We start from the raw sequence: 13,446 nt of genomic DNA on the forward strand, positions 1-13,446 counted from the left end.
GGGTGCGCGAAAAGCCGGTCATCGCCGTGGTGGGGCCCACCGCGGCAGGCAAGTCCGATCTCGCCGTGGACATCGCGCTGCGGCTGGGCGGCGAGTGCGTCAACGCCGACTCCATGCAGCTCTACCGGGGCATGGACATCGGCACCGCCAAGCTGACCCTGGAGGAGCGGCGCGGGGTGCCGCACCACCTGCTCGACATCTGGGACGTCACGGTGACGGCCAGCGTCGCCGAGTATCAGCGGCTGGCCAGGGCGGTGATCGAGGCCGTCGACGTGCCGGTGCTGGTCGGCGGCAGCGGCCTGTACGTGCGGGCGGCGATCGACGACCTGGAGTTCCCCGGCACCGACCCGGAGATCCGCGCCAGGCTGGAGGCGGAGCTGGCCGAGACCGGCCCGGCGCCGCTGTACGAGCGGCTGCGCGGGCTCGACCCCGTCGCAGCGGCGGCGATCCTGCCGAGCAACGGCCGCCGCATCGTGCGCGCGCTGGAGGTGATCGAGCACTCCGGCAGGCCGTTCTCGGCGACGATGCCGTCCTACGACGCGGTCCACCCCAGTGTCCAGATCGGGCTGGAGGTGCCCAGGCCGCAGCTCGACGAGCGGATCGAGGTCCGGGTCGGGCGCATGTGGGCGGCCGGTCTGGTGGAGGAGGTGCGCGGGCTGCTCGGCCAGGGGCTGGCCGAGGGCCGCACGGCCGGGCTGGCGCTCGGCTACGCGCAGGTGATCCGGTTCCTGCGGGGGGAGTGGAGCGAGGAGCAGGCGTACGAGGAGACGGTCCGGGCCACCCGGCGCTTCGCCCGGCGGCAGGAGTCGTGGTTCCGCCGCGATCCGCGGGTGTGCTGGCTGCCCTATGACGCCCCCGACCTGCTCGAACGGTCCCTGGCGCGGATAGCGGGGGAAGGCTGCGCTTAAAATTCGACCATGCGCTTTCTCAAGGGGCACGGCACCGAGAACGATTTCGTCATCCTCCCCGACCCCGATGGCGAGCTCGACGTATCCGCCTCGCTGGTCGAGAAGATCTGTGACCGCAGGGCCGGGATCGGCGCCGACGGCGTGCTCCGGGTGGTGCGCACCAAGCAGGCTCCCGAGGTGGCCGACCAGGCCGGGCAGGCCGAGTGGTTCATGGACTACCGCAACGCCGACGGCAGCGTGGCCGAGATGTGCGGCAACGGCGTGCGCGTCTTCGCCCGCTACCTGGCCGAGGCCGGGCTGGCGGAGTCCGACGAGTTCGGCGTGGCGACGCGGGGCGGGGTGCGCAGGGTGCGGCTGGAGCCCGGCGGTGACGTCACCGTCGACATGGGCAAGCCGCGCGTGGGCGGCACCAGCGTCACGACGGTCGCGGGGCAGGAGTACGAGGGCATCTGCGTCGACATGGGCAACCCGCACCTGGCCTGCTCGATCGGCGACCCGGTGGTCCAGCTCGACCTGTCGCACCAGCCGAACTTCGACCCGGGGGTGTTCCCGGCCGGGGTCAACATCGAGCTGTTCAACGCGGTGGGCACCAGCCGGGCGGTGATGCGCGTGTTCGAGCGCGGCTCCGGCGAGACCCGCGCCTGCGGCACCGGCGCGGTCGCCACGGCGGTCGCGGCGGCGGCGCTGTCGGGCGACACCACCGGCACCTGGACCGTCGAGGTGCTGGGCGGCACGCTCACGGTCACGCTCGACGAGGAGACCAGCTACCTGAGCGGCCCGGCCGTGATCATCGCGTCCGGCAACCTGATGCTTGCAGAATGATGTTCTCCTGAGCGATGCTGGGTCTGCTAACCGAACCGAGAGGGGTGGAGATGGCGGACCCGCGAGCCACCGCGGTGGCGGTCAAGGGGCCCATCGGGCACTACGGCGGCGGCTTCATGGTCTCCCGCGAGGCCAAGGCCGTCTGCGAGGAGCACGGCCTGGGCCCCAGGGAGCTCTACTTCCGGGGCCGCTGTGGGGTCCTCGGCGAGTGCGACGCCGACGTGGTCGTCTCCGTGGCGGTCTTCTTCCCGGCCGGGCACGTCGCCGACAACTGGAACGGCGGCCGCAAGATGCCCGTCGAGCAGGCCGTCGAACTCTACGCCGAAGCCTGCCGGCAGTGGGGCAGGCGCAAGCTCGGCGGCTACGCCGGGTGCGCCAGGATCGCCGAGCTGCTGGAGCCGGTCGTCGAGCACGCCTCGCCCGTCGGGGCGCCGCTGTTCGCCGGGTGGCGGGCCGTCCCGCTGGCCGACGACGCGCCCGCGCGGGCCACCCAGCTCATGCACGTGGTCCGCGAGCTGCGCGGCGCCCTCCACGCCAACGCGGTCGTCGCCGCCGGGCTGCACCCGCTCGACGCCACGCTCGCCGCCGCCCACGACGGCACCCCGTTCGGCCCGGCCGCCGGAGAGGTGATCGCCCGCTTCTTCACCTGGCCCGAGCCCTACGACACGCCGGGACCCGACCTGATCGCCCGGCGGGCCGCTGTGGAAGATGTCACCGACGATCTGATGGCACCGGTCTTTTCGGTCCTTAACAGTGACGAATCAGACGAGCTCATCGAGCTTCTGCGTTTTGGGCACGGTGATTGACCTGGCAGACTGACTGCCCATGGACGTGGACATCTGGGCCTGGGTCGGCGAAACCCAGCAGCAGCTTTCCGAGGCGGGCAACGTGGGCCTCGCCATGGCGCTGGGAGACCTCCCCGCACAGGCCTATGAGGGGCGTTATCCCCAGCTCGACGTGATGGCCCCGGCCATCGCCCAGCAGGCGGAGACCCTGGAGCAGCCCTGGCTCGAGTTCTACGCCCGCTACTGGCACCTGATCGGCCGCATCGGCGACCGCGCCCAGGGCGCGGTCGCGATCGAGGACGCCGAGCACCTGCTCGCGTTCGCCCAGCGCGAAGAGGTGCGCTCCTGCCCGGCCACGCCGGCCGCCGTCGAGGCCCTCGCCATCGCCTGGGCCAACGCCGACGGCCCCGGCTACGCGAACGAGCGCCTGGAGACGCTCGGCGCCGCGATCGAGCAGGCCGAGCCCGCCGGTCCCGCCTATAGCGGCCTCGTGACGCAGTACGTCGCCGCCCTCGTCGACGCCGGCCGCGCCGGCGAGGCGGTCAGCTACGCCGAGTCCGCCGTCGAGCGGCTGCGCGCCGCCGGCCGCGAGTCGAGCTGGGAGCTCGGCGCCGAGAGCGCCCGCGCGCTGCTCGCCGCCGGTCGCGCCGAGGACGCGCTGACCGCGCTCCAGGCCGCCGCCGGCTTCCAGGCCGACGACCCCGTGGCCAAGGACCACCGCGACGGCGTCCGCCGCGCCCTCATCCTGGCGACCCTCGGCCGCGTCGCCGAGGCCGTCGACGCGCTGCCCGACCTCGACGTGGTCGGCGAGCACCCGAGGGTCTTCGTCGAGTGGACCCGCGCCGTCAGCCTGCTGGCGAGCTCGTCCCAGATCACCAACACCTGGCAGCTCGGCCGCGTGCTGCGCCAGTGGATCGACTACTTCGGCATGATGGGCGGCTACCGCGCCCGCGTCGAGCTCGCGCTGGTCGCGGGCGACCTGGCCGTCGCCCGGCAGGGCGTGTGGCAGGCCCGGCTGCTGGCCGACCTGGCCGAGTCCGGCGCGGGCGAGCTGCGCGACGCCTCCGGCGTGGCCGAGCGGGTGGCCGCCCTGCGCGCCGCCGCCGACGCCACCACCGAGCCCGAGGCGCCCGGCCCGCTGGAGGAGCGCGTCGGCTACTTCGACGCCGCCGACGGCTACAACGCCGACCCTGAGCGCTGGGTCGGCTGGCTGGCCCCGCTGTCCGGCAAGGACATCGAGGCGACCCGCCGCCACACCACCACGCTCGGCTTCCTGGGCTACCCGTCCTCCGGCGCCGACATCTACTGGAAGATGCTCGTCGACAGCGGCGACATCGCCTCCGCCGACGGCGACGACGTCGCCTACCTCACCACGCTGCTCATCGAGGCCCGCCAGGACGAGCGGCTGGAGCAGATGGCCGGCAAGCTGCCGCACGACGCCAAGTGGCTGACCCTGGCCCGCCTGCACAGCGCCCGCGAGCGCTGGGCCGAGGCGCTCGACGCCGCCGAGCACGCGGTGGCCGCCGGCGCCGGGGTGGAGGCCCGCCGGGTGCTCGCCGGAGCCGCCCAGCAGGTCGACGAGAACGCCAGGGGCGCGGGCGCGCTGCTGGAGGTGCTCGACGAGCTCACCGACGAGGACGTCTGGCGCATGATCGTCATGGCGACCGCCGCCGAGGACTGGGACACCGTGCGCAAGGGCGCCGCCAAGATCGGCATGCCGATCAAGTCCACCGAGGGGCCGATCGAGGAGGAGCTGGGCCTCATCCGGGTCATCCTCCCGGCGCCCGACGGCGGCCAGCGGCAGGTCCTGTCCATCCGCACCGGCCCCGCCACCGCCCGGCTCGCCCTGCCGCAGCCGCGCGGGATGGAGTACAACGCGGGCGACCTGGTCGTCTTCGACCCGCAGCTGCTGGAGCCGCTGCCCGAGGACCCCCAGGAGCAGCAGAACTTCGTGCCCCCGTTCGCCGCGGTCAGCATCCTGCGCCCCGGCGGCTACACGAGCTACTTCTTCGACGGCGCCGCGCCGAGCGAGGCCGACTGGACCGAGTTCACCGAGGTCATGGCCGAGCGCGGCTGGCCGATGTGGGTCTACAGCGACGAGAACTACAAGGTCACCCACCCGACCACCGGCGAGCAGATCCCCGGCGTGTTCGGCTGGGTCGCGGTGCCGCCCAACGTCTCGGCGGTCGAGGTCGACGCCCTGCTCGACGACGCCACCGAGCGCTGGTCCCACCCGCTGGCCTGGCTCGACCTGGCCCGCGAGGTCGACGTCGAGGTCGAGCGGCACGAGCGGATCGTCAAGGAATACGGGCTCTGACATGCTGGGCCGCTTCAGCCTCGACGGCAAGGTCGCCATCGTCACCGGCGCGTCCGCGGGGCTGGGCGTCGCCTTCGCCCGCGGCCTGGCCGAGGCGGGGGCCGACCTCGTGATCGGCGCCCGCCGCGCCGACCGGCTGGAGGAGACCAGGCGGCTGGTCGAGGAGACCGGCCGCCGCTGCCTGGCCGTCGCCACCGACGTGACCCGGGTCGAGGACTGCGACGCGCTCGTCGCGGCGGCCGTCGACGGGCTGGGCGGCGTCGACGTGCTGATCAACAACGCGGGCGTCGGCACCGCCGTGCCGGCGCTGCGCGAGACGCCCGAGGAGTTCCGGCAGGTCGTCGACATCAACCTGCACGGCACCTACTGGATGGCGCAGGCGTGCGCCAGGGTGATGCGGCCCGGCTCGTCCATCGTCAACATCGGCAGCGTCCTCGGCGAGACCACCGCCGGGCTGCCGCAGGCCGCCTACAGCGCGTCCAAGGCGGCGGTGATCGGGCTGACCCGCGACCTGGCCCAGCAGTGGACCGGGCGGCGCGGCATCCGGGTCAACTGCCTGGAGCCGGGCTTCTTCGCCTCCGAGATGACCGAGCAGTACAAGCCGGGCTATCTGGAGGCGATGCTGGAGCTGCGCGTGCCCATGCGGCGGGCGGGCGATCCGGCCGAGCTGGTCGCCGCCGCGATCTTCCTGGCGAGCGACGCGTCCTCGTACATCACCGGGGTGACGCTGCCCGTCGACGGCGGGATTCTGATCACCTAGCCGCGCCCTCCGGGAGCGGGGGCCTTGTCGGGGGTCCCGCTCGGCCTTATGTTCGTTGCGTAATCCGGTCCATGTTGCGCATCAGGGAACAACCGGAGGGCCCATGGTGAGCCGGCCGCGTACCGTGATCATCGGAGCCGGCATCGTGGGCTGCGCCCTGGCCGACGAGCTCACTGGCCGGGGGTGGACCGACGTCACCGTCGTGGACCGCGGGCCGCTCCCCGCCACCGGCGGATCCTCCTCCCACGCGCCCGGCCTGGTCTTCCAGACGAACCCGTCCAAGACCATGACGGAGTTCGCCGCCTACACCGTGCGCAAGTACGCCGCGCTCGGCTGCTTCGAGCGGGTCGGCGGCCTGGAGGTGGCCACCACCCCGCAACGCTGGCTCGACCTGCACCGCAAGCACGGCTGGGCCGAGTCGTGGGGCGTCGAGGGCCACCTGGTCGACGCCGCCCGGTGCGCCGAGCTGTGGCCGCTGCTCGACCCCGCCCGGGTGCTCGGCGGTTTCCACGTGCCCGCGGACGGGCTGGCCGACGCCGTGCGCTGCTGCGAGGCCCAGGCCGGGCGGGCCGTCGGCCGCGGCGCCCGCTTCCTGCCCGGCCACACCGTGGTCGGCGTGCACCACAAGGGCGGCCGGGTCACCGGCGTGGCCGTCGAGCACGCCGGCGGCTACCGGGTCGTCGAGGCGGACGTGGTCGTGTGCGCGGCCGGGTTCTGGGGGCCGTCGATCGGCGCGATGGCCGGGCTCACCGTGCCGCTGCAGCCGCTGGCCCACCAGTACGCCAGGTCGGGGCCGGTGCCCGGCGCGGCGGCCGGGCCGATCCTGCGCCACCAGGACCGCGACCTCTACTTCCGCCACCACGGCGACCGGATCGGCGTCGGCTCCTACTCGCACCGCCCGATGCCGGTCGCCCAGCACGAGATCGAGCCCGGGGGCACCACGATGCCCTCGGTGCGGGCGTTCACCGAGGAGGACTTCGAGCCCGCCTGGCGTGACGCCGCCGAGCTGCTGCCCGCGCTCAAGGAGACGGGCTACCGCGACGGGATCAACGGCGTCTTCTCGTTCACGCCCGACGGGTTCCCGCTGATCGGGGAGGCGCCGGGGCTGGACGGGTTCTGGGTGGCCGAGGCCGTCTGGGTGACGCACTCGGCGGGCGTCGCCAGGGCCGTCGCCGAGCTGCTGGTCGACGGCCGCTCCGGCTACGACCTGCACGAGTGCGAGCTGAGCCGGTTCGAGCCCGTCCAGCTCGCCCCCGCCTACGTGGCCGAGCGCGGCGCGCGGAACTTCGCCGAGGTCTACGACGTCATCCATCCGCTCCAGCCGATGAGCTCGCCGCGCCCGATGCGCACCAGCCCGTTCCACGTCCGCCAGCGCGAGCTGGGCGGCTGCTTCCTGGAGGCGGCCGGGTGGGAGCGGCCGCACTGGTTCGAGGCGAACCGGCCGCTCGCGGACCGGCTCGCCGAGCCCGCGCTGGGCGCCGCCCGGCGTGACGAGTGGGCGGCGCGGCACTGGTCGCCCGTCGCCGCCGCCGAGTCGCACGCCACCCGCGAGGGCGTCGCGCTCTACGACATGACGCCGCTCAAACGGATCGAGGTCGGCGGGGCCAAGGCGGCGGCGTTCCTGCAACGGCTGATGACCAACGACGTCGACAGGAAGCCGGGCTCGGTCACGTACACGCTGCTCCTGGACGCGGGCGGCGGCATCCGGTCGGACCTGACGGTGGCGCGGCTGGCGGAGGACCGGTTCCAGATCGGCGCGAACGGCAACCTGGACCTCGACTGGATCACCCGGCACGCGCCCGGCGACGTGTACGTGCGCGACATCACGCCGGGCACCTGCTGCGTCGGGGTGTGGGGGCCGCGCGCCAGGGAGCTGGTGCAGCCGCTGACCGACATGGACCTGTCGAACGAGGGCTTCCGCTACTTCACCTGCCGGACGGGGCACGTGGGGATCGTGCCGGTGACCGCGATGCGGGTCTCGTACGTGGGGGAGCTGGGCTGGGAGCTCTACACCACCGCCGACCTGGGGCTCAAGCTGTGGGACACGCTCTGGGCCACCGGGCTGCCGGTCGCCGGCGGGCGGGCGGCGTTCAACAGCCTGCGGCTGGAGAAGGGCTACCGGCTCTGGGGGGTCGACATGACCACCGAGCACAGCCCGTACGAGGCCGGGCTGGGGTTCGCGGTCAAGGAGGGCAAGGACTTCGTCGGCAGGGACGCGCTCAGTCCCGACATCGGCCGCACCCTGGCGCCGCTGCTGACGGACGAGGTGGTCATGGGCAAGGAGCCGGTCCGGCACGCGGGCCGTACGGTCGGGTACGTGACCAGCGCCGCCTACGGGCACACGATCGGGCGGCCGATCGCGTACGCGTGGCTGCCGGTCGAGCTGGCCACCCCCGGGACAGAGGTGGAAATTTCCTACTTCGGGCGGCGGGTTGCCGCCGAGGTCGCCGCCGAACCGCTGTACGACCCGCGGATGGAGAAGATCCGACGTTGACCCACCCCGACTTCCTGTGGCGCGACCCCGACCCCCGGCCCGCCTACGACGTGGTGATCGTCGGCGGCGGCGGCCACGGCCTGGCCACCGCCTACTACCTGGCCCGCGACCACGGCATCACCAACGTGGCCGTGCTGGAGAAGGGCTGGCTGGCCGGCGGCAACATGGCGCGCAACACCACGATCATCCGCTCCAACTACCTGTGGGACGAGAGCGCCGCACTCTACGAGCACTCGCTCAGGCTGTGGGAGGGGCTGAGCGACGAGCTCGGCTACGACCTGCAGTTCAGCCAGCGCGGCGTGCTCAACCTCGCCCACAGCGTCGCCGACGTGCGCGAGGGCAGGCGGCGGGTCAACGCCAACCGGCTCAACGGCATCGACGCCGAATGGCTCGACGCCGCCGAGGTCAAGAAGTTCTGCCCGGTCCTCGACGTCTCCGGCAGCGCCCGCCACCCGGTGCTCGGCGCGACGTTGCAGCGCCGGGGCGGGATCGCCAAGCACGACCACGTCGCCTGGGCGCTGGCCCGCCGGGCCGACGCGTACGGGATCGACCTGATCCAGGACTGCGAGGTCACCGGGTTCGAGATCACCGGCGGCCGGGTCAGGGCCGTGCGGACCTCGCGCGGCCGGATCGCGGCCGGCAAGGTCGCGCTCGCCGCCGCCGGGCACACCTCCGTGCTCGCCGGACACGCCGGCCTCCGGCTGCCCCTCCAGTCCCATCCCCTCCAGGCGCTCGTGTCGGAGCTGCTCGAACCCGTGCTCGACTGCGTCGTCATGTCCAACGCCGTGCACGTGTACGTCAGCCAGGCGCACAAGGGCGAGCTCGTCATTGGGGCGGGCATCGACGCCTGCAACTCCTACGGGCAGCGCGGCGCCTTCCACGTCATCGAGGCGCAGATGGCGGCGGCGCTGGAGCTGTTCCCGATCTTCAGCCGGGTGCGGGTGCTGCGCACCTGGGCGGGCGTCGTCGACGTGTCGCCCGACGCCTCGCCGATCATCGGCCCCACCCCGGTCGACGGCCTGTACGTGAACGCCGGCTGGGGCACCGGCGGCTTCAAGGCCACCCCAGGCGCCGGTTCCGTCTACGCCCACACGATCGCGCACGGCGTCCCGCACCCGCTCGCCGAGCCGTTCGCCCTGGAACGGTTCGCCACCGGGGCGCTCATCGACGAGCACGGCGCGGCGGCGGTGGCGCACTGATGATGCTCATCCCCTGCCCGCACTGCGGCCCCCGCGACGAGAACGAGTTCCGCTACGGCGGCCAGGCCGGCGTCGCCTACCCCGAGACGCCCGCCGAGCTCACCGACGACGAGTGGGCCGGGTACGTGTTCCGGCGCGACAACCCCAAGGGCTGGTTCCACGAGCGGTGGTTCCACGTGCACGGGTGCCGCGTCTGGTTCACCGTCGAGCGCCACACGGTCACCCACGAGATCCGGGATGCCCCCTCATGACCCGTCTGCCGTCCGGCGGTCTCATCGACCGATCCGTCACGCTCCCGTTCCGCTTCGACGACCGCCCGCTGCACGGGCATCCCGGCGACACGCTCGCCTCCGCGCTGCTGGCCGCCGGGGTGCGGGTGGTCGGGCGCAGCGTCGAGCTGCGCCGCCCGCGCGGCGTCTTCACCGCCGGGGCCGAGGAGCCGAACGCGCTCGTCCGCGTCGGGGACGACCCGATGCTGCCCGCCACCACCGTCGAGCTGCGCGCCGGTCTTGAGGCGTGGAGCCTGCGCGGCAAAGGCCGCCTCGACCCTGCCCGCCTTGACCCTGCCCGCCTCGATCCGGCCCGCCCCGCCGCCGGGGCCGTCCGCTGCGACAAGGCGTACCTGCACTGCGAGGTGCTGGTCGTCGGCGGCGGCCCCGCCGGGCTCGCCGCCGCCCTGGCCGCCGCCGGGACCGGGGTCCGGGTGATCCTCGCCGACGACCAGCCCCGCCTCGGCGGCGACCTGCTCAACGGCCGCGACCCGCTGGACCGGGCCGGCGGCGCCGCCCGCCGGCTGGCCGGGATGCCCGAGGTCCGCGTCCTCACCAGGACGTCCGTGATCGGCTACTACGACCACAACCACCTGGTCGCCATCGAACGCCGCCACGACGGCGAACGCCTGTGGCACTTCCGGGCCGCGCAGGTCGTGCTGGCGACCGGCGCGCACGAGCGCTCGCTGCCCTTCCCGGGCAACGACCGGCCCGGCGTCATGCTCGCCTCCGCCGCCCGCGCCTACGTCAACCGGTACGGGGTCCGGCCCGGGCGGCGGGCGGTCGTGTACGCGTGCGCCGACTCCGGGTACGAGGCGGCCCGCGACCTGGAGGCGGCCGGGGTGGAGATCGCCGCCGTCGTCGACCCGCGCCCCGGCGGGGCGGGCCAGGTGATCACCGGGACCACCGCCGACGGCGACGGCCTGCTCACCGGCGTCCGCGTCGGCGGCCGGCACGTGGCCGCCGACCTGCTCGCCGTCGCGGGCGGCTGGAACCCGGCCGTGCACCTGTTCAGCCAGTCGCGGGGCACGATCGTGTTCGACGAGGCGCTCCAGGCGTTCGTGCCGGGCCGCTCCGCGCAGGCCGAGCGCTCCGCCGGGGCCTGCCGCGGCCTGTACGGGACCGAGGAGGCGGCCGAGGACGGCCACGCCGCCGGGCTCGACGCCGCCCGCGCCGCCCAGGGGCGCCCCGCCCGCCGCGCCGCCCGGCCCGTTCCCGCCGGTGACGCGCCCGCCGCGTACTGGGGGGAGCTCGCCCCCGACCCGACCGCGTTCGTCGACCTCCACCGCGACGTCACCGTGGCCGACCTCGCCCGGGCGACCGGCGCCGGGCTGCGCTCCGCCGAGCACGTCAAGCGCTACACCACCGCCGGCACCGGCGCCGACCAGGGCAAGACCTCCGGCGCGCTCGTCGCGGGCGTCCTGGCCGCGCTCCTCGGCGCCGCGCCCGGTCAGGTCGGCCCGACCACATACCGCGCCCCGTACGTGCCGGTGGCCTTCGCCACGCTCGCCGGCCGCGCCCGGGGCGAGCTGTCGGATCCCGTCAGGACCACGGCCATGCACGACGCGCACGTCGCCCGCGGCGCCGTGTTCGAGGACGTCGGCCAGTGGAAGCGGCCCCGCTACTTCCCGATCGGCGGCGAGAGCATGCGCGAGGCCGTGCTGCGCGAGTGCCGCGCCGCCCGCGCCTCCGTCGCCGCGATGGACGCCTCCACCCTCGGCAAGATCGACATCCGGGGCCGCGACGCCGCAGTCCTCCTCGACCGGATCTACACGAACCTGTACTCCACGCTCCCCGTCGGCGCCTGCCGCTACGGCCTCATGTGCACCGCCGACGGGATGGTCCTGGACGACGGCACCACCACCCGCCTCGCCGGCGACCACTACCTGATGACGACCACGACCGGCAACGCCGCCACCGTCCTCGACTGGCTGGACGAATGGCACCAGACCGAATGGCCGCACCTCGACGTCCGCCTCACCTCCGTCACCGACCACTGGGCCACCGTCGTCGTCGCCGGGCCGCACGCCCGCCGCGTCCTGGCCGCCGTCGCCCCCGGCGCCGTGGACCTGCCCTTCATGCGGTACGCCGCCACCCCCGTGCTGGGCGTCGCCGGGCGCGTCTTCCGCATCAGCTTCTCCGGCGAGCTCGCCTACGAGGTCAACGTGCCCTGGGCCTACGGGCGGGCGCTCTGGGAGACGGTCCTGGACCTCGGCGCCGTGCCGTACGGGACCGAGACCATGCACGTGCTGCGCGCCGAGAAGGGCTTCCCCATCGTCGGCCAGGAGACCGACGGCACCGTCACGCCGCACGACCTCGGCATGTCGTGGATCGTCTCCCGGAGCAAGCCCGACTTCGTCGGCAAGCGCTCCCACAGCCGGCCCGACACCGCCAGGACCGGCCGCAAGCGCCTCGTCGGCCTCCTCCCGGACGACCCGGCGGCCCTCCTGGAGGAAGGCGCCCAGCTCGTCCTCCCGGACGCGGCCCCGGTGCCGATGGCAGGGCATGTGACCAGCAGTTACGAGAGCGCCGTGCTGGGGCGGACGTTCGCGCTGGCCCTGGCGCGCGGGGTGGGCCCCGGGGACCGGCTGGTGGCCGTGGCGGGGGAGACGGCCGTCGGGGTGCGGGTGGTGGATCCGGTCTTCTACGACCCGGAGAACGCCAGGCGGGAGGGCGACCCGGCGCCCGCGCGGCCGTGGGCGACGGCGGGGCCGGCGTGGGCGGAGAGCCCGGCGGCGGCGTTCGCGGAGCGGTTCGCGGCGGCGGGCGGCGAACGGGTTCGGTTGCGGGAGCTGCCGCCCGTCCCCAGGTGGGAGGTTCGCGGCGCCGACCCCGGGAGGGGGCTGCGGCTGGGCCCGGCGTGGTGGCTGGTCGAGGGGGAGGGCGAGGACGGCTGGGTGGACGTGTCGGGCCAGCGCACGGTGCTGGAGCTCGGCGGCCCCGGCGCGCTCGACGTGCTCATCACCGGATGCGCCCTCGACCTGCACCCGAGCGTGTTCACCGGCCCTGCCCAGACGCTGCTCGCCGGGGTGCCGGTGATCCTGGAAAAGGGGATGGACGCGTACAAGATCCACGTACGTTCCTCGTACACGCGATACCTCGCCGAATGGCTTCTTGACGCCATCAGGAGATAAGTGCGGCGTTACGGGTAATTGATATACCTAGGCTTTTACATCAGGAGTCTGGGGGCAAACGTGCGGGGACGGGCGAGAATGGCCGCGGCGGCGCTGGCTGTCGCGATGACGGTGACGGGCTGCGGGGAGCTGGGGTCGAGCCTCACCCCCGATTCCGGCAAGGCCGCCAAGGGGGACGCGGCCGACGTCGGCGAGGCGCGCAAGAAGCTGGACGACCTGGTGGTCAAGGGCCGGGCGCCGAAGACGGGGTTCGACCGTGACGAGTTCGGCCCGGCGTGGGCCGACGTCGACCACAACGGCTGCGACACGCGCAACGACATCCTCAAGCGCGACCTGCGCGAGGAGACGTTCAAGAAGGGCACCCACGACTGCGTCGTGCTCACGGGCATCCTCGACGACCCCTACAGCGGCAAGCGGATCGAGTTCAGGCGCGGCCAGGACACCAGCTCCGAGGTGCAGATCGACCACCTGATCCCGCTGTCGGACGCCTGGCAGAAGGGCGCCCAGAAGTGGTCGGAGACCAAGCGCAAGGAGTTCGCCAACGACCCGCTGAACCTGCTCGCGGTCGACGGCCCGCTCAACGGTCAGAAGAGCGACTCCGACGCGGCGACCTGGCTGCCGCCGCGCAAGTCGTACCGGTGCGCGTACATCGCCCGGCAGATCGAGGTGAAGGCCAAGTACGAGCTGTGGGTCACGGCGGCGGAGAAGGACGCGATGAAGGGTGTCCTGTCCTCCTGCTGACCCCGGGCCGGGAGGGG

At 73.8% G+C, this 13,446-nt stretch carries 10 protein-coding genes; all 10 read left to right on the forward strand.

Features of this window, described 5'->3' with window-relative positions:
* Nucleotides 1-2 precede the first annotated feature (2 nt).
* The 10 genes from miaA to ACWDXC_RS16215 all read left to right on the forward strand — a co-directional run bounded on the left by miaA (nucleotide 3) and on the right by ACWDXC_RS16215 (nucleotide 13,429).
* Nucleotides 3-908 (forward strand): tRNA (adenosine(37)-N6)-dimethylallyltransferase MiaA, encoded by a 906-nt coding sequence (gene miaA, locus ACWDXC_RS16170; RefSeq protein WP_219513520.1) that lies wholly within the window; start codon nucleotides 3-5, stop codon nucleotides 906-908.
* Between the two features lie 9 nt (nucleotides 909-917).
* On the forward strand, nucleotides 918-1,730 hold the full coding sequence (dapF, locus tag ACWDXC_RS16175; protein WP_219513528.1) for a diaminopimelate epimerase: 813 nt from the start codon (nucleotides 918-920) through the stop codon (nucleotides 1,728-1,730).
* Between the two features lie 50 nt (nucleotides 1,731-1,780).
* Nucleotides 1,781-2,536, forward strand: a complete 756-nt coding sequence (locus ACWDXC_RS16180) for an SCO6745 family protein (protein ID WP_449982203.1) — start codon at nucleotides 1,781-1,783, stop codon at nucleotides 2,534-2,536.
* 19 nt (nucleotides 2,537-2,555) lie between these two features.
* Nucleotides 2,556-4,832 carry a tetratricopeptide repeat protein gene (locus ACWDXC_RS16185; RefSeq protein WP_449982206.1) on the forward strand — a complete coding sequence of 759 codons (2,277 nt, stop codon included), beginning with the start codon at nucleotides 2,556-2,558 and terminating at the stop codon, nucleotides 4,830-4,832.
* A gap of 1 nt (nucleotide 4,833) precedes the next feature.
* Nucleotides 4,834-5,592 (forward strand): SDR family NAD(P)-dependent oxidoreductase, encoded by a 759-nt coding sequence (locus ACWDXC_RS16190; protein ID WP_219513553.1) that lies wholly within the window; start codon nucleotides 4,834-4,836, stop codon nucleotides 5,590-5,592.
* Between the two features lie 103 nt (nucleotides 5,593-5,695).
* Nucleotides 5,696-8,086 (forward strand): GcvT family protein, encoded by a 2,391-nt coding sequence (locus tag ACWDXC_RS16195; protein WP_449982209.1) that lies wholly within the window; start codon nucleotides 5,696-5,698, stop codon nucleotides 8,084-8,086.
* Nucleotides 8,083-9,285, forward strand: coding sequence for a sarcosine oxidase subunit beta family protein (locus ACWDXC_RS16200; RefSeq protein WP_449982212.1), 1,203 nt, complete (start codon nucleotides 8,083-8,085; stop codon nucleotides 9,283-9,285). Before ACWDXC_RS16195 ends, ACWDXC_RS16200 begins: the two co-directional genes overlap by 4 nt.
* The gene (locus tag ACWDXC_RS16205; RefSeq protein ID WP_449982214.1) at nucleotides 9,285-9,536 is read left to right on the forward strand and encodes a sarcosine oxidase subunit delta; all 252 of its coding nucleotides are present in this window, start codon (nucleotides 9,285-9,287) and stop codon (nucleotides 9,534-9,536) included. The genes ACWDXC_RS16200 and ACWDXC_RS16205 overlap by 1 nt, the downstream gene beginning before the upstream one ends.
* Nucleotides 9,533-12,688, forward strand: coding sequence for a 2Fe-2S iron-sulfur cluster-binding protein (locus tag ACWDXC_RS16210; RefSeq protein ID WP_449982217.1), 3,156 nt, complete (start codon nucleotides 9,533-9,535; stop codon nucleotides 12,686-12,688). The genes ACWDXC_RS16205 and ACWDXC_RS16210 overlap by 4 nt, the downstream gene beginning before the upstream one ends.
* 78 nt (nucleotides 12,689-12,766) lie before the next feature.
* Nucleotides 12,767-13,429 carry an HNH endonuclease family protein gene (locus ACWDXC_RS16215; protein ID WP_449982220.1) on the forward strand — a complete coding sequence of 221 codons (663 nt, stop codon included), beginning with the start codon at nucleotides 12,767-12,769 and terminating at the stop codon, nucleotides 13,427-13,429.
* Nucleotides 13,430-13,446: the final 17 nt, after the last annotated feature.

Source organism: Nonomuraea sp. NPDC003214, from assembly GCF_053590035.1.

Excerpts from the sequence above, each read along its gene's own strand:
- dapF (WP_219513528.1), top strand. The coding sequence starts at position 918 with ATGCGCTTTCTCAAGGGGCACGGCACCGAGAACGATTTCGTCATCCTC.
- ACWDXC_RS16180 (WP_449982203.1), top strand. The coding sequence starts at position 1,781 with ATGGCGGACCCGCGAGCCACCGCGGTGGCGGTCAAGGGGCCCATCGGG.
- ACWDXC_RS16185 (WP_449982206.1), top strand. The coding sequence starts at position 2,556 with ATGGACGTGGACATCTGGGCCTGGGTCGGCGAAACCCAGCAGCAGCTT.
- ACWDXC_RS16190 (WP_219513553.1), top strand. The coding sequence starts at position 4,834 with ATGCTGGGCCGCTTCAGCCTCGACGGCAAGGTCGCCATCGTCACCGGC.
- ACWDXC_RS16195 (WP_449982209.1), top strand. The coding sequence starts at position 5,696 with ATGGTGAGCCGGCCGCGTACCGTGATCATCGGAGCCGGCATCGTGGGC.
- ACWDXC_RS16205 (WP_449982214.1), top strand. The coding sequence starts at position 9,285 with ATGATGCTCATCCCCTGCCCGCACTGCGGCCCCCGCGACGAGAACGAG.
- ACWDXC_RS16210 (WP_449982217.1), top strand. The coding sequence starts at position 9,533 with ATGACCCGTCTGCCGTCCGGCGGTCTCATCGACCGATCCGTCACGCTC.
- ACWDXC_RS16215 (WP_449982220.1), top strand. The coding sequence starts at position 12,767 with ATGGCCGCGGCGGCGCTGGCTGTCGCGATGACGGTGACGGGCTGCGGG.